The sequence below is a fragment of the Methylobacterium terrae genome (genome assembly GCF_003173755.1).
GTDB lineage: Bacteria > Pseudomonadota > Alphaproteobacteria > Rhizobiales > Beijerinckiaceae > Methylobacterium > Methylobacterium terrae.
This window is the reverse complement of record NZ_CP029553.1, coordinates 1,325,130-1,345,479: the sequence shown is the minus strand read 5'-3', so window position 1 is coordinate 1,345,479 and position 20,350 is coordinate 1,325,130. Positions and strand designations below refer to the sequence as shown.

Annotated in this window: 19 protein-coding genes; 13 read left to right on the top strand and 6 right to left on the bottom strand. The window is 70.5% G+C overall.

Annotated features, from left to right (window positions below):
• The first annotated feature begins 27 nt into the window (after positions 1-27).
• From DK419_RS06040 to DK419_RS06010, 7 genes are all read left to right on the top strand, one after another.
• Entirely contained in the window at positions 28-1,137 is a 1,110-nt protein-coding gene (locus DK419_RS06040) for an ABC transporter ATP-binding protein (protein WP_245442846.1), read from the top strand.
• An 18-nt stretch (positions 1,138-1,155) separates the two neighbouring features.
• On the top strand, positions 1,156-2,199 hold the full coding sequence (locus tag DK419_RS06035) for an ABC transporter substrate-binding protein (protein ID WP_109958288.1): 1,044 nt from the start codon (positions 1,156-1,158) through the stop codon (positions 2,197-2,199).
• A 3-nt stretch (positions 2,200-2,202) separates the two neighbouring features.
• Positions 2,203-3,057, top strand: a complete 855-nt coding sequence (locus DK419_RS06030) for an ABC transporter permease (protein WP_208642329.1) — start codon at positions 2,203-2,205, stop codon at positions 3,055-3,057.
• A gap of 8 nt (positions 3,058-3,065) precedes the next feature.
• Positions 3,066-3,878, top strand: a complete 813-nt coding sequence (locus DK419_RS06025) for an ABC transporter permease (RefSeq protein ID WP_167450829.1) — start codon at positions 3,066-3,068, stop codon at positions 3,876-3,878.
• A gap of 10 nt (positions 3,879-3,888) precedes the next feature.
• Entirely contained in the window at positions 3,889-4,575 is a 687-nt protein-coding gene (locus DK419_RS06020) for a GntR family transcriptional regulator (protein WP_245442845.1), read from the top strand.
• Positions 4,572-5,216: an Asp/Glu/hydantoin racemase gene (locus DK419_RS06015; protein WP_109958286.1), complete on the top strand. Its 645-nt coding sequence runs from the start codon at positions 4,572-4,574 to the stop codon at positions 5,214-5,216. The genes DK419_RS06020 and DK419_RS06015 overlap by 4 nt, the downstream gene beginning before the upstream one ends.
• A 186-nt stretch (positions 5,217-5,402) precedes the next feature.
• Positions 5,403-6,548, top strand: a complete 1,146-nt coding sequence (locus tag DK419_RS06010; protein WP_109958285.1) for an iron-containing alcohol dehydrogenase — start codon at positions 5,403-5,405, stop codon at positions 6,546-6,548.
• On the opposite strand, the gene DK419_RS06005 is transcribed toward DK419_RS06010, so the two are convergent.
• Positions 6,461-7,603, bottom strand: coding sequence for a LysR family transcriptional regulator (locus DK419_RS06005; protein WP_245442844.1), 1,143 nt, complete (start codon positions 7,601-7,603; stop codon positions 6,461-6,463). The genes DK419_RS06010 and DK419_RS06005 overlap by 88 nt on opposite strands.
• A gap of 120 nt (positions 7,604-7,723) precedes the next feature.
• On the opposite strand from DK419_RS06005, the gene DK419_RS06000 reads away from it, so the two are divergent.
• From DK419_RS06000 to DK419_RS05975, 6 genes are all read left to right on the top strand, one after another.
• A complete protein-coding gene (locus tag DK419_RS06000; protein WP_109958284.1) occupies positions 7,724-9,034 on the top strand; it encodes a CitMHS family transporter in 1,311 nt (436 codons plus the stop codon).
• A 16-nt stretch (positions 9,035-9,050) separates the two neighbouring features.
• Entirely contained in the window at positions 9,051-10,388 is a 1,338-nt protein-coding gene (locus DK419_RS05995) for an acyclic terpene utilization AtuA family protein (protein WP_109958283.1), read from the top strand.
• 11 nt (positions 10,389-10,399) lie between these two features.
• Positions 10,400-10,711 carry an AtuA-related protein gene (locus tag DK419_RS05990; RefSeq protein WP_109958282.1) on the top strand — a complete coding sequence of 104 codons (312 nt, stop codon included), beginning with the start codon at positions 10,400-10,402 and terminating at the stop codon, positions 10,709-10,711.
• Between the two features lie 210 nt (positions 10,712-10,921).
• Positions 10,922-12,199, top strand: a complete 1,278-nt coding sequence (locus DK419_RS05985) for an NAD(P)/FAD-dependent oxidoreductase (protein ID WP_109958281.1) — start codon at positions 10,922-10,924, stop codon at positions 12,197-12,199.
• Between the two features lie 36 nt (positions 12,200-12,235).
• Entirely contained in the window at positions 12,236-12,961 is a 726-nt protein-coding gene (locus DK419_RS05980) for a GntR family transcriptional regulator (RefSeq protein WP_109958280.1), read from the top strand.
• A 212-nt stretch (positions 12,962-13,173) separates the two neighbouring features.
• A complete protein-coding gene (locus tag DK419_RS05975) occupies positions 13,174-14,001 on the top strand; it encodes an SGNH/GDSL hydrolase family protein (protein ID WP_162561157.1) in 828 nt (275 codons plus the stop codon).
• A gap of 307 nt (positions 14,002-14,308) precedes the next feature.
• On the opposite strand, the gene DK419_RS05970 is transcribed toward DK419_RS05975, so the two are convergent.
• From DK419_RS05970 to DK419_RS05950, 5 genes are all read right to left on the bottom strand, one after another.
• Positions 14,309-15,694, bottom strand: a complete 1,386-nt coding sequence (locus DK419_RS05970) for an amidase (RefSeq protein ID WP_245442843.1) — start codon at positions 15,692-15,694, stop codon at positions 14,309-14,311.
• A 276-nt stretch (positions 15,695-15,970) separates the two neighbouring features.
• Positions 15,971-16,732, bottom strand: a complete 762-nt coding sequence (locus DK419_RS05965; RefSeq protein WP_109958277.1) for an ABC transporter permease — start codon at positions 16,730-16,732, stop codon at positions 15,971-15,973.
• A complete protein-coding gene (locus DK419_RS05960) occupies positions 16,729-17,655 on the bottom strand; it encodes an ABC transporter ATP-binding protein (protein WP_109958276.1) in 927 nt (308 codons plus the stop codon). The genes DK419_RS05965 and DK419_RS05960 overlap by 4 nt, the downstream gene beginning before the upstream one ends.
• A gap of 255 nt (positions 17,656-17,910) precedes the next feature.
• Positions 17,911-18,414: a hypothetical protein gene (locus DK419_RS05955; protein ID WP_245442842.1), complete on the bottom strand. Its 504-nt coding sequence runs from the start codon at positions 18,412-18,414 to the stop codon at positions 17,911-17,913.
• A 372-nt stretch (positions 18,415-18,786) separates the two neighbouring features.
• Positions 18,787-20,334, bottom strand: a complete 1,548-nt coding sequence (locus DK419_RS05950) for a methyltransferase domain-containing protein (protein WP_109958274.1) — start codon at positions 20,332-20,334, stop codon at positions 18,787-18,789.
• Positions 20,335-20,350: the final 16 nt, after the last annotated feature.

Genomic DNA, 20,350 nt, shown 5'->3' with positions numbered 1-20,350 from the left:
AGATCGATGCCGCAGGAAGCAGCCACCGTGACACCATCCGGCCCGCACACCCGACCCCAGGCGGAAGGCCGCTCCGTCGTGCTCGACGGCATCACCCACCGCTACGGCGGCGCGGTCGCGGTCGAGAACGTGAACCTCGACATCCGGGGCGGAGAACTCGTCTCGTTGCTCGGGCCCTCGGGCTGCGGCAAGACCACGTTGCTGCGCATCGTCGCCGGCTTCCTGCGCCAGACCGAGGGGCGGGTGATCGTCGGCGATCAGGTCATCGACGCGCTGCCGCCGAGCCGGCGCGCCGTCGGCATCGTCTTCCAGAACTACGCCCTGTTCCCCCACCTGACGGTCGCCGAGAACGTCGCCTACGGCCTCGCCGCCCGGGGGGCGTCCCGGACCGAGCAGGCGGCCGAGGCCAAGCGCCTCCTCGACCTCGTGCAGCTCGGCCATGCCGGCGGCCGCTACCCGCGCCAGCTCTCGGGCGGGCAGCAGCAGCGGGTCGCGCTGGCCCGCGCGCTCGCGATCCGCCCCGCGGTGCTGCTTCTCGACGAGCCCTTCGCGGCCCTCGACAAGAACCTGCGCCTCGACATGCAGATCGAGGTGAAGCGCCTTCAGCGCGTCGCCGGCGTGACGACGCTGCTCGTCACCCACGACCAGGAGGAGGCCCTGTCGCTCTCCGACCGGGTGGCGGTGCTCTCGAACGGGCGGCTGGAGCAGTTCGCCGCCCCGACCACGGTCTACGACGCGCCCGAGAGCCTGTTCGTCAACACCTTCGTGGGCTCCGCCAACGCCGTGCCGGGGGTGCTGCTGGGCCAGGACGGGGATGGGCCCCGCGTCGCGCTCGATGCCGGCGGCGAGGTCGTCGCCCGTCCCCTCTCGCGGCCGATCGCGCCGGGCTCCCGGGTGACCTTATGCCTGCGGCCCGAGCACCTGCGCCTCACCGACGGGCAGGACGGTATCGCGGGCGTGGTCGAGATGGCCCTGCCGCTCGGCCCCACCGTCGTGCACGAGGTCCGGGTCGGGGCAGGCCGCCCGCTCAAGATCGCCGAGCCGCGCCTCGGCGGGGGCGCCCTGCGCCCGCCCGGCACGCCCGTGCGCATCGCCGTCGCCCCCGGCCTCGCCTCCGCCTTCCCGGCCGCCGCCTGACACACCCGGAGTTTCCCGATGCTCGACCGCCGCACGCTTCTCACCACCGCCCTGTCGCTCGGCGCGATGGAGCTGTTTCCCGGCCTGTCCTTCGCGCAGGCGCGGCCCCTCGTCTTCGCCACCTTCACGGGCAGCTGGGAGGAGGCGCACAAGGCCGTGCTGGTGCCGGCGTTCCGCAAGGAGACGAACAACGCCCCGATCGTCCTCGACCCGATGCTGTCGGTCGACCAGATCGCCAAGGTGTCGGCCGCCAAGGCCAACCCGCCGATCGACGTGATGCTGCACGATCCCGGCCCGGCGCTGACGGCTCTGGCCCAGGACCTCGTCGAGCCCTTCCCGGTCGAGCGCAGCGCCGCCTTCAAGGAGCTGATCCCGGACGCGCAGGACCCGCACGGCCCGGCCGCCTTCTTCCAGGTCGTCGGCCTGACCTACAACCCCGACACGGTGAAGACCCCGCCGACCTCCTGGGCCGACCTGTGGCGGCCCGAATACAAGGGCCGGGTCGGCATCACCAACATGAACTCGACGCTCGGCACCGGCTTCATGGTCGAGATCGCCAAGATGCATGGCGGCTCGGAGGCGAACATCGATCCCGCCTTCAAGGCGATGGAGAAACTGAAGCCCAACCTGTCGGCGGTGGCGGCCAATCCCGGCGCGCTCGCCACCCTGTTCCAGCAGGGCCAGGTCGACATCTCGCCGGGCAACTTCAACGCGATCCAGATCCTGAAGGCCAAGGGCGTGCCGGTGGAGTTCGTGGCGCCGAAGGAAGGCGCCATCGCCTTCAAGACCCTGATCCAGATCGTGAAGAACTCGCCCAACCGCGAGCTGGCGTTCAAGCTGATCGAGGCGGCGATCTCCGAGCCGGTCCAGACCCGGCTGATGCAGGCGCCCTACCTCGTCGTGCCGACCAACACCAAGGTGAAGATGACCGGCGAGATCGCCCGGGTGCTGGCGAAGGACACCGACGATCTGAAGAAGAAGTTCGTGTTCCAGGACTGGAAGACGATCAACGCCCAGCGTCCGGCCTGGATCGAGCGGTTCAACCGCGAGATCAAGTTGTAAGGAATTTTCGCCGTGGCTCTGCCGGACGTCACCACCTATCCTCTGCGGCTGGCAAGCCCGCTCGCGCTGTTCTTCGCGGCGTTCTTCGCCGCGCCCCTCGTCGCGCTCCTGTGGCTCTCGCTCCAGGGGGCGGACGGGACCTTCGGCCTGTCGCAATACGCGGCCTTCCTGGGCGACGGGTTCAGCCTCGGCGTGCTGCTGGGCACGCTCTGGCTCGGGCTCAAGGTCACGGCAGCCTGCCTCGTCCTCGGGCTGCCGCTCGCGCTCGTCGCGACCCGGGCCGGGGGATGGGTGCGGGGATTGATCATCCTGGCGGTGCTGACCCCGCTCCTCACCAGCGTGGTCATCCGCACCTTCGCGTGGATCGTGATCCTGGGGCGGCAGGGGGTGATCAACTCCCTGCTCTCCTCCCTCGGTCTGATCGAGACGCCGCTCAGGATGCTCTACGCCGAGGGCGGGCTCGTGGCGGCGCTCGCGCAAGTGCAGATGCCGCTGATGGTGCTGCCGCTGATGACGGCGCTCGCGCGCATCGACCCGAGCCTGTGGGACGCCTCCGAGGCCCTGGGGGCCGGGCGCTGGCGCACCTTCCTCCGCGTGACCCTGCCTCTCTGCCTGCCGGGCCTGATCGCCGGCTCGGTGCTGACCTTCGCGGCGGCGATCTCGGGGTTCATCACCCAGTCGCTGATCGGCGGGGGGCAGATGCTGTTCATGCCGGGCTACATCTACCAGCAGGCGATCGCGCTGCAGAACTGGCCCTTCGCGGCGGCGATGTCGGTGATCTTCCTCGTCGCGGTGCTCGCCGTGGTGCTCGGCTTCAACGCGCTCGGCCGCCTCGCCCGCGGCTACGCGCAGACCTGAGAGTGACGATGTCCCGCTCCCCGGGCGCCCTCGACCGGCTCTCGTTCGAGGGCCTGCTGCACGCCCTTTCGGCTCTCGCCCTGGTGCTGCTGCTCGCTCCCACCCTCATCGTGCTGGTGGTCTCGTTCACCGACGGGCTGTCCCTGCGCTTCCCGCCGCCGGGCTACTCGTTCCGCTGGTACCGCGAGCTGATGGAGGCCTGGCAGCTCCACTACGCCTTGAAGAACAGCCTCACGGTGGCGGTGCTGGCCACCATCCTCGCGGTCGGGCTCGGGGTGCTGGCGGCGCTGGCGGTGGCGCGCTCGCCGCGCCTGTCGGCGCGGCTCCTCGACAGCCTCTTCCTCTCGCCCCTGATCCTGCCGGCTCTGGCCTTCGGCCTGTCGAGCCTGATGTTCTTCTCGCTCCTGGGCTGGCCGGTCTCGGTCGCCACGCTGGTGCTCGGGCACACCGTGGTCTGCGTGCCCTACGTGGTGCGCAACACCGTGGCGGCGCTGACCCAGCTCCAGCCCGCCCTGCTCGAGGGCTCGGCGAGCCTCGGCGCCTCGCGGTTCTACACGTTTCGCCGCATCACCCTGCCGCTGATCCGGCCGGGCATCCTCTCGGGCGGGTTCCTCGCCTTCATGGCCTCGTTCGACAACATCCCGGTCTCGCTGTTCCTGCGCGACGCCGCGACCGACATGCTGCCGATCCGGATGTGGCAGGACCTCGAAGGCCGCCTCGACGTCACCATCGCGGCGCTCTCCGGGATCCTGATCGTCGCGACGATCGGGGGGATCGCCGTGATGGAGCGGGTGACCGGGTTGTCGCGGCGGCTGGTGTGAGTGCGCGCCCGTGACGGAACCGAACCGGGCACTGGCCGACGCCCCGCCCCGCCCCTCCCCCTCCCTCACCGAGCAGGCCGCCGCCGCCTTGCGCCGGCTGATCCTGCTCAACCTGCTCGCCCCCGGCGAGGCCTTGAACGAGCCCGACCTGGTCGCCCGCCTCGGCGTCTCCCGCACGCCGGTGCGGGAGGCGCTCAAGCTCCTTGCCGGCGAGGGCCTGGTGACGCTTCGGCGCAACCGGACCGCCCTGGTGGCCCGCCTCGATCCCGCCGACCTGGTGCCGCTGTTCGAGCTGGAGGCGGCCCTGGAGAGCGCCTGCGCCGGCCTCGCCGCCGAGCGGATGAACCCGGCCGAGCTCGACCGGCTCGCTGGGTTGCAGGACGCCCTGGAGGCGGCGCGGGACGACCGCGACGCCTATACCCGCCTCAACCGCCAGGCCCATCGGCTGATCGTGACGGCGGCCCGCAGCCCGGCCATCGCCGAGGCGCACGGCCGGGCCTTCGCGCGGCTGGAGCGGGCGCGCAACTTCGCCCTGGCGGCGGACGGGCGGGTGGCGGAATCGCTCGCCGAGCACCGGGCGATCCTGGAGGCCCTGCGGGCGCGGGAGGCGGAGCGCGCCCGGACGCTGATGCACGCCCACGTCGCCCGTACCCAGGCCCTGCTGGTGGGCCGGCTCACCGAGGGAGAGAGACGATGACCGTTCCGGCCCTCGGGGTGATCCTGCCCTCCTCGAACCGGGTGGTGGAACGGGCGACGGAGGCGCGCACCGCCGGCCGTGCCGAGGCCTGCTACGCCCGCGTGCCCTACGGCGCGATGCTGAAGGGCGCGGCTTACGACGAGGCGGTCTTCCTCGCCGCCGCCGACCTCCTGGCCGATGCCGGTGTCTCGGCCCTGTGCTGGAACGCGACTCGCGGCGCCGCCCTCGGCTTCACCCCCGACGAGGACCTGTGCGCGGCGGTGACCCGCCGCACCGGCCTGCCGATGGTGACGACGGCGCTCGCCGCCCGGGCGCGGCTCCGCGACGGCGGGATCCGCCGCCTCGGCCTCGTGGTGCAGGGTAGGGCCGACGAGGCCGCCCTGGTCGGCGCCCGCTTCGCAGAGGCCGGCATCGCCGTCGGGGCATCCGCCTCGCTCGGCATCACCGAGAACCGCCTCGCCGCCCTCGTGCCCCCGCCCCGCCTGGCGCAGGCCGCGCGCGAGGCGAGCGCCGGCAGCGATGCCGTCCTGGTCTGGAGCACCAACCTGCCCGGCTGGCGCCTGCCGGCCGCGATCGACGGTGTGCCGCTCCTCGACGCCACGACCCTCGGCACCGACGCCCTGCTGGAGGCCGCCGGGTGACGGACGTCCCGTGACGGCCCAGCATGCCGCGCCTGCAATGCTGATCCCGGCCGCCCGTGCTAGGCTGCCGCATGCCCGGAAAGAGGCGTGCGGGAGGAGCGGGACGGGCGCTGCGGCGCTCCCGGTGCCTCCGCGCGCCGCGGCCGGGCTCCGTCATACCAGGTAGCGCACACCAGGCAGCGTCCCATGAGCCTCATCACCTATCTCACCCGGATCCAGTTCGAGCGCGGCGCCGTCCGGCTGATCGGCGAGGAGCTGGCGCTCCTCGGCGCCCGGCGGCCCCTGATCGTCACCGATCGCGGCGTCGTGGCGGCCGGCCTGATCGCCCGCGTCCTCGGCGCGGCCGGCCTGGCCGCGGACACCCCGGTCTTCGACGGCACCCCCGAGAACCCGACCGAGGAGGCGACGATCGAGGCCCGCGACCGCTTCCGGGCGGAAGGTTGCGATTCGGTGATCGCGGTCGGCGGCGGCTCGCCCCTCGACCTCGCCAAGGGCGTGGCGCTGCTGGCCACCCACGACGAGCCGCTCGCGACCTACGCGGCGATCCTCGGCGGCATCCCGCGCATCCGCGCCGACCAGCCCCCGGTGATCGCGGTGCCGACCACCGCCGGTACCGGCAGCGAGGTCGGCCGCGCCGCCCTCATCACGCTCGCCGACGGGCGCAAGCTCGGCTTCATCTCGCCCCACCTGATCCCCAACGTGGCGATCTGCGACCCCGAGCTCACGCTCGGCCTGCCCCCCGGCCTCACCGCCGCCACCGGCATGGACGCGGTGACCCACTGCATCGAGACCTATCTCAGCCCGCGCCACAACCCGCCGGCCGAGGCGATCGCCCTCGACGGGCTCGCCCGCGCCACCCGCTCCCTCGCCCGCGCGTTCCGCGACGGCAGCGACCTCGAGGCCCGCGAGGACATGATGATGGCCGCCCTCGAGGGCGGCATGACCTTCCAGAAGGGCCTGGGCGCCGTCCACTCGATGTCGCACGCGCTGGGCGGCCTGAAGGCGAAGCGCCTGCACCACGGCACCCTCAACGCGGTGATCCTGCCCCACCTCCTGCGCTTCAACGCCCCGGCCTGCGAGGCGAAGTACGCCGCGCTGCGCCAGGCGATGGGCCTTCCCGAGGGGGCCGACCTCGCCGCGGCGATCGAGGCGCTCAACCGCGACCTCGGCCTGCCGGCCGACCTCGCGGCGATGGGAGTGACGCAGGCCGAGTGCGAGGCGCTGGTGCCGCGGGCGGTCGAGGATCACTCGACGGCGACCAACGGCCGGCCGGTCGGGGCCGAGGAGTTCCGGGAGCTCTTTCGGGTGTCGCTGCACGGGCGGGCGGCGTGATGGGCTGACGGCCCGGGCCAAGGGCAAACGCGGGTCCTGGTGTTCAGACCCCTGTTCTGCCGTCCTCCGCGTCCTCCCGGGGCTGCGTCAGCGGAGCCCGGGAGGACGCGGAGGTTTTTTAAAAGCGCAGGGGAAGGTCGCCCTTCATCCCTCCACCGAAAACTCCGCCTCCAGCGCCGGCACCAGCTCCCCCAGGAAATCCTCGGCTGCCGCCGGCAGCGTGCGGCGGCGGCCTTGGCGATCAGGCAGACCGGGCGGGAAAAGCTCGCCTCGGCGATCGGGCGCGAGCGCAAGTCCGGCTCGGCCCGGATCTCGCGGGCGGAGCCGGGCAGGATGGTGAGGCCGAGCCCGGCCCGCACCATCCCGACGGCCGTCATCATGTAGGTCGCCTCGCAGGCGGTCACCGGCAGCCGGCCGGCGGCCACGAAGGCGGCGTCGACGACCGCGCGCACGCTGGTCTCGGCATCCATCAGCACCAGCGGGTGCTCGGCCAGCGCCTCCAGGGTCACCGTCGCGACGGCCCCGATCGGGTGGCCCGCCGGGTACACGACGTGCAGTGCGTCCGCGGCGCGCGCCAGCACCGCGATGTCGGGATCGCGCACGAGGCCGCCGGTGACGCCGAGATCGACCTCCTCGCGCCGCACCAGCGCCAGCACCCGCTCGGCGATGACGTCCTTGACGACGAAGCTCATCCGCGGATGCGCCGCCCGGAAACCCGCGATCGCGTCCGGCAGGAGGCCCGCCGCCACCGAGGGCAGGGCCGCGATCCGCACGGTTCCGTGCCGGCGCGCCGCGAGGTCGCGGGTATCGACCACGACGCTGTCGAGCTCGCGCAGCACGCGCTGGAACACCGGCAGCAACTCGCGCCCGACCCGGGTCGGCTCGACGCTGCGGCTGTTGCGGTCGAGGAGCCGCACCGCCAGCGCCTCCTCCAGGCGGCGGATCTGCACGGTCAGCGCCGGCTGCGACAGGTTCAGCAGCGCCGCGGCCCGGGTGAAGCTGCGCAGGTGGGCGACCGACACGAAGGCGCGGACGTGGCGCAGGTTGAGATCCATAACGAAACGCTATGGCGTCGATCGGATCTTTTCAATTGCCGGATCGCCGACCCTGGGTTGTGATTTCCCGGTCATCAACGGCGCCACGATCCCGAGCGCCGGAAACCCTGGGAGGAAGCGATGCTGGCCCTGCTCGGCCTGTGCACCATCGCGCTGCTGCTCGCCTGCATTCTGACGAAGCGCCTGTCGCCGCTCGTGGCGCTGATCGTAATCCCGGTCGCCGCCGCCCTCGTCGGCGGCTTCGGGCTCGACACCGGCAAGTTCGTGCTCTCCGGCATCCAGAGCCTGGCGCCGGTCGTCGGCATGTTCGTGTTCGCGATCCTGTTCTTCGGGATCGTCAGCGATGCCGGCCTCCTCGACCCGATCATCGACCGGATCCTCGCCACCGTCGGCACGCGGCCGAGCCGGATCGTGCCCGGCACGACCTTGCTCGCGCTCCTGATCCACCTCGACGGCTCGGGCGCGGTGACCTTCCTGATCACGATTCCCGCGATGCTGCCGCTCTACGACCGGGTCGGCATCGACCGGCGCATCCTCGCCTGCGCGGCCTCGCTCGCGGCGGGCGTCAACTTCCTGCCCTGGACCGGGCCGATGATCCGGGCCTCCGCGGCGCTGAAACTGCCGATCCCCGACATCTTCACGCCGCTCGTCCCGGTGCAGGCGGTGGGCCTCGCCTTCATCTTCGCGGTCTCGTACTGGCTGGGCCTGCGCGAGGAGCGCCGGCTGAAGCGCGCGGGCGCCGGTGGCGGCGAGGCGATCGTCGCCGGGGCGCGCTCCTTGAGCGACGCGGAGCGGGCGTTGCGCCGCCCGGACCGGTTCTGGCCGAACCTGGTGCTGACCGTCGCGGTGCTCGGCACGATGGTGCTGATGGCCGAAAAGATCCCGCCGGCACTGATGTTCATGCTCGGCACGGCTCTGGCCCTGATCATCAACTACCCGAGCGTCGACGCGCAGCGCCAGCGCATCGACGCCCACGCCAAGGCGGCGATCCTGATGGCGTCGATCCTGCTCGCGGCGGGCGTGTTCACCGGTATCATGCAGGGCACCGGCATGCTGAAGGCGATGGCGCAAGGGGCGGTGGCCTTCGTGCCGCCGGGACTTGCCCCGCACATCCCCTTCGCCCTCGGCCTCGTCTCGATGCCGCTCAGCATGCTGTTCGACCCGGATTCGTTCTACTTCGGCGTGCTGCCGGTGGTGGCCGAGGTCGCCCACCAGCTCGGCGTGCCGCCGCTCCAGGTGGCGCAGGGCGCCCTGCTCGGCCAGATGACGACCGGGTTCCCGGTGAGCCCGCTGACGCCGGCGACCTTCCTGGTCTGCGGCCTGTGCGGCATCGACCTCGCCGACCACCAGAAGTTCACCTTCCCGTTCCTGCTCGCGGCTTCCGTGGTGATGACCTTCGCGGCCGTCGCCTTCGGGGTCTTCCCGCTCTGACGTGAGGAGAAGACACATGACGTCCGTCCGACTGGGCGCCGGGGCCGGCTATGCCGGCGACCGGATCGAGCCCGCCCTCGAGCTCGCCGAGCACGGCGCCCTCGACTACCTCGTCTTCGAGTGCCTGGCCGAGCGCACCATCGCGCTCGCCCAGCAGGCCCGCCTGCGCGACCCGGCCGCGGGCTACGACCCGCTGCTGGAGGCCCGAATGCGGGCGGTGCTGGCGCCGTGCCGGAGGAACGGCACCCGCATCGTCACCAACATGGGCGCGGCGAACCCGCTCGCCGCCGCGGAGCGGACCCGGGCGATCGCCCGCGACCTCGGGCTCGCCGGCCTCAAGGTGGCGGCGGTGACCGGCGACGACGTGCTGGAGGTGCTCGGGGCCGGCGACTACGGGATCCTCGAGACCGGGGGCCGGGTGCGCGACCTCGGCAACCGGGTGATCTCGGCCAACGCCTATCTCGGCGCCGGTCCCATCGCCGAGGCGCTGGCCCGGGGCGCCGACGTCGTCATCACCGGCCGGGTCGGCGATCCGGCGCTGTTCCTCGCACCCCTCATCCACGCCTTCGGCTGGCGGATGGACGACTGGGACCGGCTCGGCCGCGGCACGCTCGCCGGCCACCTCCTCGAATGCGCCGGCCAGGTCACTGGCGGCTACTTCGCCGATCCGGGGGTGAAGGACGTGGCGGGCCTCGCCCGCCTCGGCTTTCCGATCGGCATCGTGGACGAGGACGGCGGGATCGAGATCACCAAGGTGCCGGGATCGGGAGGAGAGGTGACGCTCGCCACCTGCAAGGAGCAGCTGCTCTACGAGGTGCACGACCCCGCCCGCTACCTCCAGCCCGACGTGGTGGCGGACTTCTCCCACGTGACCATAGAGGCCCTCGGCCCGGACCGGGTGCGGGTGACAGGCGGGCGCGGCCTGCCCGCGACCGGGCTCCTCAAGGTCTCGGTCGGGCTGATCGATTCCTACATCGGCGAGGGCCAGATCTCCTACGCGGGGCCCGGCGCCGCGGCGCGGGGGCGGCTCGCTCTCGACATCGTGCGCGAGCGCCTGGACCTCACCGGCGTGCGGGCGAGCGAATTGCGCTTCGACCTGATCGGCGTCGACGCGCTGCACGGCCCCGGCCTCGCCGGTGAGGCGGAGCCCTACGAGGTCCGCATCCGGGTCGCCGGGCGCTGCGACAGCCTCGGCGAGGCGGCGCGGATCGGCAACGAGGTCGAGACGCTCTACACCAACGGCCCGGCCGGCGGCGGCGGGGCCTGGAAGTCGGCCCGCGAGGTCGTCGGCGTGCTCTCGGTGCTGGTGCCGTCAGCCCTCGCCCGGCCGAGCGTGCGGATGTTCGAGGCGTGAGGGAGACGACGATGAAGCTGCGCGCGCTCGCCCATTCCCGCACCGGTGACAAGGGCAACACCGCCAACATCTCGCTGATCGCCCACGATCCGGCCGATTACCCGCGCCTCGAGCGCCACGTGACGCCCGAGCGGGTGCAGGCCCACTTCGCCGGGATCTGCGCCGGCACGGTGACCCGCTACGCCCTCCCCCGCCTCGGCGCCCTCAACTTCGTGCTGACCGACGCCCTCGGCGGCGGCGTGACCCGGTCGCTGGCGCTCGACGCCCACGGCAAGGGGTTGAGCGCCGCGCTCCTCGACATGGAGATCCCGGAGGAGGGGTGAGGGCGGCGGGCCGGCTCGTTCGAGATCGAATATATCGGCCGTGACGTCGAAGGTCGCCCTTTCCCCGGACAGCCCTGCCGGCCACGGGGAGAGACGACACCGTGCCGTTCGCGATCGCATCATTGTTGACAATCCTACGATAAGAACGATGATGGCGCATCGCCACGGGGCCGTCCCTCGGGCCCCGCCATCCGTCACGGGTCGTCACCGATGAAGCTCGCATCCTACTGGCTCGAGACCGCGCCGCCCTTCACGGCCGGCAGCCCCGGCCCGGCGGAGGGGCGGTTCGACGTCGCGGTGGTGGGGGGCGGCTTCACCGGCCTGTCGGCGGCCCTGGCCCTGTCGAAGCGCGGCGCGAAGGTGGCGGTGCTGGAGGCCGCGACCGTCGGCAGCGCCGCGTCCGGCCGCAACGGCGGCCAGTGCAACAACGGCTTCGCCTCGGATTATCGCGCCATCGTCGGCCGGTTCGGCGAGGAGCGGGCGGCGGCGCTCTATCACGCCTACGACGCGGCGGTGGACAGCGTCGAGCGGCTGGTCCGCGAGGAGGCCATCGACTGCGACTTCCGCCGCACCGGCAAGATCAAGCTGGCGGCGAAGCCCGAGCACTACGACAAGCTCCAGCGCACCCACGAGGCGGTCTCGCGCCGGGCCGATCCGGACACCCGGCTCGTCAACGCCGCCGAGATCCGGCGCGAGGTCGGATCGGACGCGTTCCACGGCGGCCTCGTCTACGCCAAGAGCGGCGGCCTGCATGTCGGCAAGTTCGCCCGCGGGCTCGCCCGGGCGGCCGCCGGCCACGGCGCCGCGGTGTTCGAGAACGCGCCGGTCACCGGCCTGCGCCGGCTCGAGGGCACCGCCCACGAGGTCGCCACCGCCCGCGGCACGCTGACCGCCGACCAGGTGCTGATGGCGACCGGCGCCTCGATGGTCGGGCCGCTCGGCTGGTTCCGCCGCCGCATCGTGCCGGTCGGCTCGTTCGTGATCGTCACCGAGCCGCTGCCGCACGCCGTGCTCGACCGGCTGATGCCGACCCGCCGCATGGCGACCAACTCGAAGAATGTCGGCTGCTATTTCCGGGTCACGCCCGACGACCGGCTCCTGTTCGGCGGCCGGGCCCGGTTCGCGGTGTCGAACCCGCTCTCGGACGAGAAGAGCGGCCGCGTGCTGCGCCGCGCCCTCGACGAGGTGTTTCCGGAACTCGCCCGCGCGCGGATCGACTATTGCTGGGGCGGCGTCGTCGACATGACCGCCGACCGCCTGCCGCGGGCCGGCATCCGCGACGGGCTGTACTACTCGATGGGCTATAGCGGCCACGGCACCCAGATGGCGACCCATATGGGGCAGGTGATGGCCGACGTGCTGGAGGGGCGCAGCGAGCGCAATCCCTTCGCGGGCTGGGACTGGAAGGCCATCCCCGGGCATTTCGGCCCGCCCTGGTTCCTTCCCTTCGTCGGCGCGTATTATCGTCTGCAGGACGTCCTGCACTAGGACTGGTGTCCGACCCATGAGCGGGACCTGAGCGACATGGCGAGCCGGAACGACACGAACGCGAAGCCCGCCCCGGCGGCCAGGCGCCTGCCCCGCACCACCCTGTCCGGCCAGATCGCCGAGCAGATCCGCGCCTCGATCCTCGACGGCACCTACCCGCTCGGCTCGCAGCTCAACGAGATGGAGCTGGCCTCGACCTTCGGGGTCAGCCGCGGGCCGGTGCGCGAGGCGTTGCAGCGCCTGATCCAGGAGGGCCTGCTGCGCAGCGAGCCGCATCGCGGCGTGTTCGTGCCCGAGCTCGCCCCCTCCGACCTGATCGACATCTACTTCGTGCGCCGCTCCCTCGAACTCGTCGCGATGCGCCGCATCCTCGAGGTCCCCGAGCGCGGCGGCGTGGTGCGCGACCTCGCGGGCATCGTGCGCCAGATGAAGGCCGCGGTGCGGCGCAAGGACTGGGCGCAGGTCGCCGACCTCGACATGCAGTTCCACCGCCGCATCGTCGACGAGGCCGGCAGCGAGCGGCTGACCCGCAGCTTCGCCACGCTCCAGGCCGAGACCCGGCTGTGCCTGCAGATGCTGATGGGCGGCTACCGCGAGAACGCGGCGCTCATCGACGAGCACCAGCTCCTCGTCGACCTGATCGAGCGCGGCGCGGTCGATCCGGCCGTGGCCGAGCTGGAGCGTCATTTCGGCGATCCCGTCCGGACGCTGCAGAAGGCCAACGCCTCGCGCAAGGAGAAGCTCGGCGCCGAGGCGGCGTGACCGCACCGGCAACCCGTGCTCAAGCTTAATCGCCGGTGAGCCGAACCTGAGCAGTTTTCCGCGATCGTCTCCGGTTTCGCTGACTACCTGAGCAGAGCCCTGGGGCTCGTCTTGGCTCAGCTTCATTTTCGGCTGGATCGCCGGTAACGCGCATGTTACCCGACAGATGCGGAACGAATCGCTCCGTCCTCCTGCCCCTCTCGGGAAACGCCATGACCTTCCGGTTTCGCTTGGGCCGGCTGGCCTGCCTGTCGGCGGCCGTCGTCGCCGGTCACCTCGTCGCGGCGCTCCCGGCGGCGGCGTGCCCGGCCCCGCTGCCGCCGGCGGCGGAGCGGATGAGCCTCGGCCTGACCGAGGCCCACGTGGCGCGGCGCGAGCCGGTGCGGGTGCTCGCCATCGGCTCGTCCTCGACCGAGGGCATCGGCGCCACCGCGCCGGACCGGACCTATCCCCACCTGCTGGAGCAGGCCCTGCGGGTGGCCTGGCGCGGCACCCCGATCGGCGTCACCAATGCGGGCATCGGCGGCGAGACCGCGGACCAGACGCTGGCGCGCCTCGCCGAGGCCCTGAAGCAGCCGGTGAAGCCCGAGCTGGTGATCTGGCAGGTCGGCACCAACGACGCGATCACCGGCGGCGACGAGGCCGCCTTCCGGCGCCGGCTCGAGCAGGGCGTGGCCCTGGTGCGCGCCGCCGGCAGCGACCTGATCATCCTCGACCAGCAATACTACCCGGCGATCCCCGACCACGCCCGCTACGAGCGCTTCGTCGGCCTCGTCGCTTCGGTGGCGACGAGCGCCGAGGTGCCGGTCTTCTCGCGCTACGCCCTGATGAAGGGCTGGAACCGGCAGGATCCGGCCCTGCTCGCCGGCATGCTGTCGCCGGACCGGTTCCACATGGGCGACCAGGGCTATGCCTGCCTCGCCGAGGCGCTCGGCCGCGACATCCTCGACGCCGTGACCCCCCGGCCCGATCCGCTCCAGGCGGTCGCCCGGGCCAAGCGCCAGCCGCTTCCGGACGCGGCGGCCCTGCGCCGGGGCTGAGCGGCCTTCGGCTTCCGACGAAGAGTTTGCGCCCCCGGACGGATCCCGTCCGGGGGCGCAATGCTTCTGGATCACCCGTGAGGTTCGCGGAGATGGAGCATCGATCCTCCATCGTCATCCTGGGTCCGCGCAGCGGAACTCCGGATCCATAATCGCCGACGGTCCAGGACGAAGCGACGAGCGTTCGACTTCGTCAGGCAACGCCAGCGGTCGTGGATCCCGGGTTCTCGCCTCCGGCGAGCCCCGGGATGTCGGGGTGGATATCAGCAGGCAGCGCGTTCGATCGGCGCCGAATGTCGAGCGGCGTTCAGAGTGAGGGCGCCCGCAGGTGCCACTCGGTCGCCCCCTGATACGCCTGCCCGATGCGGAGCGCCGTCGCCTCGTCGTAGCCGCGGCAGACGATCTGGAGCGAGAGCGGCAGCCCGTCGGCCGTGAACCCGTTCGGCAGCGCCAGGGCGCAGAGCTCGAGCAGGTTGCCGAAGCGGGTGAAGCGCGAGGGCAGCACGCCCTGGTCGACCGCCTCGAGGGGGATCGCCGCCGTCTCGGTGGTCGGGGTCAGGATCGCGTCGATCCCGTCCATCGCCCGGGCGTAGGCCGCCTTCATCTCCTGCTGCATCCGGCGGGTGCGCAGGTAGTCCTGCGCGCTCACCCCGGCGCCGGCGAGCGTGCGCAAGCGGACGTCCTCGTCGAGCGGCAGGGCCCGGTCCTCGGACAGGGCGCCGTTGTGGAAGTAGCATTCCGCCGTCACGATCGCCGAGGCGGTGACGAGGTCGACGAAGCGGAACGGCAGGTCGACCGCGACGATCTCGGCGCCGAGCCGGGCGAGCTGATCGAGCGAGGCGTCGTAGGCGGCGAGCATCTCGGACGAGACGCCCTCCCGCTCCGACGCCGGCATCCGGGCGAGGCGAAGGCCCCGCACCCCGCGGTGCAGCACCGGCATCGGATCCTCCGGCGTGATGCCCCGCGTGTTGGGATCGCGCGGGTCGGCCCCCGACAGGATCGTGTAGAGGAGCGCCACGTCCTCGACGTTGCGCGCCATCGGCCCCGGCGTGTCGAGGGTGGTGCTCAAGGGGACGATGCCGGCGGTGCTGACGCGGCCGACCGTGACCTTGAGGCCGGTGAGCCCGCAGAACGAGGCCGGCAGCCGCACCGAGCCGCCGGTATCGGTGCCGATCGCCCAGGGCGCCATCCGGGCCGCCACCGCGACGCCCGAGCCGCTCGAGGAGCCGCCGGGCGTGCGCGGCGTCGCGAGGTCCCAGGGGTTCAGCGGCGTGCCCATGTGCTGGTTGGTGCCCCAGCCGCCATAGGCGAACTCGACCGTGTGGGTCTTGCCCAGCACGATCATGCCCTGCGCCAGCATCCGCCGGGCGATGGTGGCGGTCTCGGTGGCGCGCCGTTCGCGGAAATGCGCCGAGCCGCCGGTGGTGACCCGGCCCTCGAGGTCGATCAGGTCCTTGAGCGCCACCGGCACGCCGTGCAGCGGGCCGACGGCGTGCCCGGCGCGGATCATCCGGTCGGCGCCCTCCGCGGCGAGACGGGCGTCGTCGGCATAGACCTCGACGAAGGCCCGCAGCGTCGGGTCGAGCCGGGCGATGCGGGCGAGATGCGCCTCCACGGCCTCGACCGGCGAGAGCGCGCGGGTCGCGATGGCGCGGGCGAGAGCGTGGGCGGGCAGGTCGACGGGATCGGTCACGATGGGCACTCCTCACGGCGCGCCGCTTCCCGGCGGATCTCATCGAGACCCGTTCCGACGACGTCGCCCCAGAGCATCGCCCGACGAGGCGGATACCGGTTCGTCGGACGATGCGGCACAATCAAAGACCCGGGATCAGCGTCCGATCGCGAGGCGATCGGACGCTGATCCGGTGCGAGATCTTGCACGGACGATCGACCGGGCGCCCGCCCGAATCGTCGGGCGAGCCCCGCGGCCAGGGCAGAGGGGGTATTCGGGATTGGTCCGCGCGCCCGCTCAGCTCTTGAGACGGTACCCGGTGCGGAAGATCCACGCCACCGCCGCCAGGCAGGCGATCAGGAACACGAACGCCATGCCGAGGCTCACCGCCGGGTTGACGTCGGAATGGCCGTAGAAGCTCCAGCGGAAGCCGCTGATCAGGTAGACCACCGGGTTGGCGAGGCTGACCGCCCGCCACAGGGGCGGCAGCATGTCGATCGAGTAGAAGCTGCCGCCTAAGAAGGTCAGCGGGGTGACGATGAGGAGCGGCACCAGCTGCAGCTTCTCGAACCCGTCCGCCCACAGGCCGATCACGAAGCCGAACAGGCTGAAGGTGACGGCGGTCAGCACCAGGAACAGCACCATCACGAACGGGTGCTCGATGCGCAGCGGCACGAACAGCGACGAGGTCGCCAGGATGATCAGCCCGAGCATGATCGACTTGGTCGCCGCCGCCCCGACATAGCCGGCGACGATCTCCACCGCCGAGATCGGCGCCGAGAGGATCTCGTAGATCGTGCCGGAGAAGCGCGGGAAGTAGATGCCGAAGGAGGCGTTGGCGATGCTCTGGGTGAGCAGCGTCAGCATGATCAGCCCCGGCACGATGAAGGCGCCGTAGGGCACGCCGTCGACCGAGGTGATCCGGCCGCCGATCGCGGCGCCGAACACCACGAAGTAGAGCGAGGTCGAGATCACCGGCGCGACGATGCTCTGGAGCAGCGTACGGAAGGCGCGGTGCATCTCGAAGCCGTAGATGGCGCGGACGGCGGGCCAGTTCATGCGCGGTCCCTCACGAGATCGACGAAGATGTCCTCGAGCGAGCTCTGCCGGGTCTGGAGATCGCGGAAGCGGATGCCGGCGGCGGCAAGCTCGGTGAGGATTCCGGTGATGCCGGTGCGCTCCGCCTTGGTGTCGTAGGTGTAGGTCAGCGCCGTGCCGTCCGCCGAGAGGGCGAGGGCGTGGCCGGCGAGCGCGGGCGGCAGGGCGGGAAGCGGCTCGTGGAGCTGGAGCGTCAGCTCCTTGCGGCCGAGCTTGCGCATCAGCTCGGCCTTCTCCTCGACGAGAACGATCTCGCCCTTGGCGATCACCCCGACCCGGTCGGCCATCTCCTCGGCCTCCTCGATGTAGTGGGTGGTGAGGATCACCGTGACGCCCTGCTCGCGCAGGCGGCGCACCATGCGCCACATGTCCTGGCGGAGCGCCACGTCGACGCCGGCGGTGGGCTCGTCGAGGAAGAGGATGCGCGGCTCGTGCGCCAGCGCCTTGGCGATCAGCACCCGGCGCTTCATGCCCCCCGACAGGGTCATGATCTTGGCGTCGCGCTTCTCCCACAGCGACAGGTCGCGGAGCACCTGTTCGACGTGGGCGGGGTCGGGCTTGAGGCCGAACAGCCCGCGGCTGAAGCTCACCGTCGCCCACACGGTCTCGAAGGCGTCCGCCGTGAGCTCCTGCGGCACGAGGCCGATCAGCCGCCGCGCGCCGCGCGGCGCCGCCAGGATGTCGTGGCCGCCGACCGTCACCGTGCCGGTGCTCGGCGTGACGATGCCGCAGATGATGCTGATGAGGGTCGTCTTGCCCGCGCCGTTCGGCCCGAGCAGGGCGAAGATCTCGCCCTGGCGAACGTCGAGGTCGACGCGCTTGAGCGCGGCGTGACCCGAGGCGTAGGTCTTCGACAGGTTGTCGATGGCGATGATGGGTGTCATCCGATCCCGGGCGTCCTGGGGCTTGGGCGTCGCCCGCGCCACGCCCGGGCCGACGGCGGGCCGTGACGGGGCATTGCGTGAGAGGCACTCACAGGGTGGCGGATCACCTAGGCCGATCGGGCCCCGGCCGCCACCGCCCTCGGCCGGCAAGTCGTCGCGCCCGGGTGGGACGCGACGAGAAACCGGCCGGGCGTGGCCAGGATGTGCGCGCTTCTTCCTCGCCGGCCGGTGCGCGAGCGCACGCGGCGTGCCGGATCAGGCCTTGCCGGGCGGTCCGTTCTCGTCGGCCTCGCCGTCGAAGGCGTTCTCGTCGTCAATCTCGTCGTCGGCCTCGTTCGGGGACTCGACCTCGTCGTCCCGGGTCCGGACCTTGGTGTAGAAGTTGCCAGCCTGCAGCGCCTCGCCGGCGGTGACCATGGCGCTGAGATAGGCGTTGATGGTCGCCGGCGCCGCATCCGGCAGGGCGCGCAGGATCTGTGGCTGCGACAGGCCCTGCGGCCCCGCCCCGTCGATCAGCGCCTTCAGCCGCCCCTTGGTCGAGTTCGCCCGCGGCCCCCGCGGGCCGCGCCGCCCGCTCGCCCGCGGCTCGCCCCGGTCCGGGCCGGAGGCCGCACCCGAGGACGGCAGCGACAGGCCGAGCTCCTCGATCGGCGTATCCTCGATGATCGCCCGGAGCGCGTTCTCGGCGAGCCGGAGCTTGGCCAGCTCCGCCCCGATGCGCTCGTACTCGACCTCGAGCGCCGCTCTCCGTTCGCTCACATCAGCCAAGGCCTTCATGAGCGCATCATTCCCCGACATTGCCCCTCCAGGAAATCTGGGCAACGGCTCCTTGCATAGGCGGCGAGCAGCGTCAACGAAGACGCGAGAGACGTCGATGTGCATCGCGCCGACGCTCCCAGTCGCATCGACGACCAGTGCCCGGTGATGACCGGACCGAGCCCCGCTGCGCCGCCGACCCCTTGGCCGGAGATTTCGCTGGATCTGCGAGAATCCGCCTTCAGCCCCGCCGGCGAACGCCGAGCGGGGCTTTCTCGTTCTCGTGCCTACGCCAGCCGGTCTCTCCAACCGGCGGTCGTTATCGCCTCAGGCGCAACCCAGCGCGCCGACGACGACCGATTGTGACGCTCACTGTTACGGCTTGTGACCTGCCTTGACCCTGCGCTCGACAAGATCGGAGACTAGCAGAAGAAAGTTGTCGGCCCAAAATTCCTCATGACTGAGGAGCGCCGATCGGTCAAATGTGAAACGCGAATCGGCATCATATTTGTCATGATGTGTATGCCATCCCAACTCTTGCCGCTCTCTGAGCGACCATCTTCCTTGACGTTCAGTTAGTATCTTGCGACGACCATGATTTTCGGATCGAATCGGGTAATGCTTCACTAAAAATCTGTAGCAAAAATCTATGGCGCCGGGGAAAACGGCGGTATGTCCCCCAGTCGAGGCCAGGTCGACCGCCTTTTGACCCTGTAGCCACGCGTTCTTCTGAGGAAAATGCCCGGATCGTGTTTCATATTCATAAAAATTGAAATGTTTTTCAAGCGTTCCAGACTCATACTCCCGCTCGTCAGTCGGCAGATAATTAACAACGTTGAAATCTACGCGCGTACATCCAAGATCCTCTGCAATCGAAAGTCCTTCTGCAAGCGTTCGTCCTTCGAAAGGACAGCGTCGAAGTTCGTCTGCATCCGAGTGGATGATCCAGCGTCCCGGGAATTCCGCGGCAATCTCGGCTTTTCGTCGAAGGATCGCCTGCCACTCGCACGTGGCTTCTGGGCCCTCGGCAGGGTACCGCTCGGCGGTGATCGCACCCGGGAAGCGACCCTGGACGCGTAGCATCGCCTCCCAGGTTCCATCCGATGACCAATTGTCTATGAGGCGGACATCGCACCCGTGAGAAACGAAATCGGCAATCACTTCTTCAATAACATCGGCCTCATTATAGGCCGCGATAATTGCAAGAGGACGCTGCGCGGGGGAAGCCCTCTCGATTGTCTGCAATCGAATATCGTGAATCGTAATGATAGTTTTATTCTGACGGTTGATGTTGTCGCTTATCGTGTAGCCGGCGAATAGCGGGACGAGCCCTTGCTTGATGAGCAGGCGCTTGTACTCATCGAGTGACCACTCTCTGATATGACTTGGATTCGGTGGCGGGCCGCGATGATCATCGCCCCGAACCCTGATGCGGTCGGGGGTGCTCGTAACGACGATTGCGCCACGCTCGAAGCAGGCCTTCAATAGGGCAATCAGAACGCCAGGATCGATGATATGCTCCACAACATCGGCACACACGACAACTGAATCATAATCCGCCATCTCGGACAGCGAGATACAAGAGGCGTCTGTGAAGTCGGCGTCGTGCCATTCCGCCTGGTTGCCGTGTAAATCTTTGCATGCGGCGATGTTGGGGCCAAAATCGATGCCTATGCGCTTTTCTGCTTGAACGCTGCAAAGTTTGCGCCCACTCCCGCAACCGATATCGATGATTTTAGATCTTTTGGTCGACTTTAAGAGGAACTCGGCAAAATCATATACTTCGGGCTGATAGATGATATCACTGTGCGCTTGCGGTACATCGTCAAAATAAATTTCTTCTTTTCGCGTTACATAATCATCTGGCAGTTCGAAATCTGACACGTAACCCTCCTGATCGCTGCGAGGCATCTCGCCTTTCACCAGCGGCGGTATCCGA

What these genes read in the sequence shown, in the direction of transcription:
- DK419_RS06035 (WP_109958288.1), top strand. Translation starts at nt 1,156, where the DNA reads ATGCTCGACCGCCGCACGCTTCTCACCACCGCCCTGTCGCTCGGCGCG.
- DK419_RS06025 (WP_167450829.1), top strand. Translation starts at nt 3,066, where the DNA reads ATGTCCCGCTCCCCGGGCGCCCTCGACCGGCTCTCGTTCGAGGGCCTG.
- DK419_RS06015 (WP_109958286.1), top strand. Translation starts at nt 4,572, where the DNA reads ATGACCGTTCCGGCCCTCGGGGTGATCCTGCCCTCCTCGAACCGGGTG.
- DK419_RS06010 (WP_109958285.1), top strand. Translation starts at nt 5,403, where the DNA reads ATGAGCCTCATCACCTATCTCACCCGGATCCAGTTCGAGCGCGGCGCC.
- DK419_RS06005 (WP_245442844.1), bottom strand. Translation starts at nt 7,603, where the DNA reads ATGGATCTCAACCTGCGCCACGTCCGCGCCTTCGTGTCGGTCGCCCAC.
- DK419_RS06000 (WP_109958284.1), top strand. Translation starts at nt 7,724, where the DNA reads ATGCTGGCCCTGCTCGGCCTGTGCACCATCGCGCTGCTGCTCGCCTGC.
- DK419_RS05995 (WP_109958283.1), top strand. Translation starts at nt 9,051, where the DNA reads ATGACGTCCGTCCGACTGGGCGCCGGGGCCGGCTATGCCGGCGACCGG.
- DK419_RS05990 (WP_109958282.1), top strand. Translation starts at nt 10,400, where the DNA reads ATGAAGCTGCGCGCGCTCGCCCATTCCCGCACCGGTGACAAGGGCAAC.
- DK419_RS05985 (WP_109958281.1), top strand. Translation starts at nt 10,922, where the DNA reads ATGAAGCTCGCATCCTACTGGCTCGAGACCGCGCCGCCCTTCACGGCC.
- DK419_RS05980 (WP_109958280.1), top strand. Translation starts at nt 12,236, where the DNA reads ATGGCGAGCCGGAACGACACGAACGCGAAGCCCGCCCCGGCGGCCAGG.
- DK419_RS05975 (WP_162561157.1), top strand. Translation starts at nt 13,174, where the DNA reads ATGACCTTCCGGTTTCGCTTGGGCCGGCTGGCCTGCCTGTCGGCGGCC.
- DK419_RS05965 (WP_109958277.1), bottom strand. Translation starts at nt 16,732, where the DNA reads ATGAACTGGCCCGCCGTCCGCGCCATCTACGGCTTCGAGATGCACCGC.
- DK419_RS05960 (WP_109958276.1), bottom strand. Translation starts at nt 17,655, where the DNA reads ATGACACCCATCATCGCCATCGACAACCTGTCGAAGACCTACGCCTCG.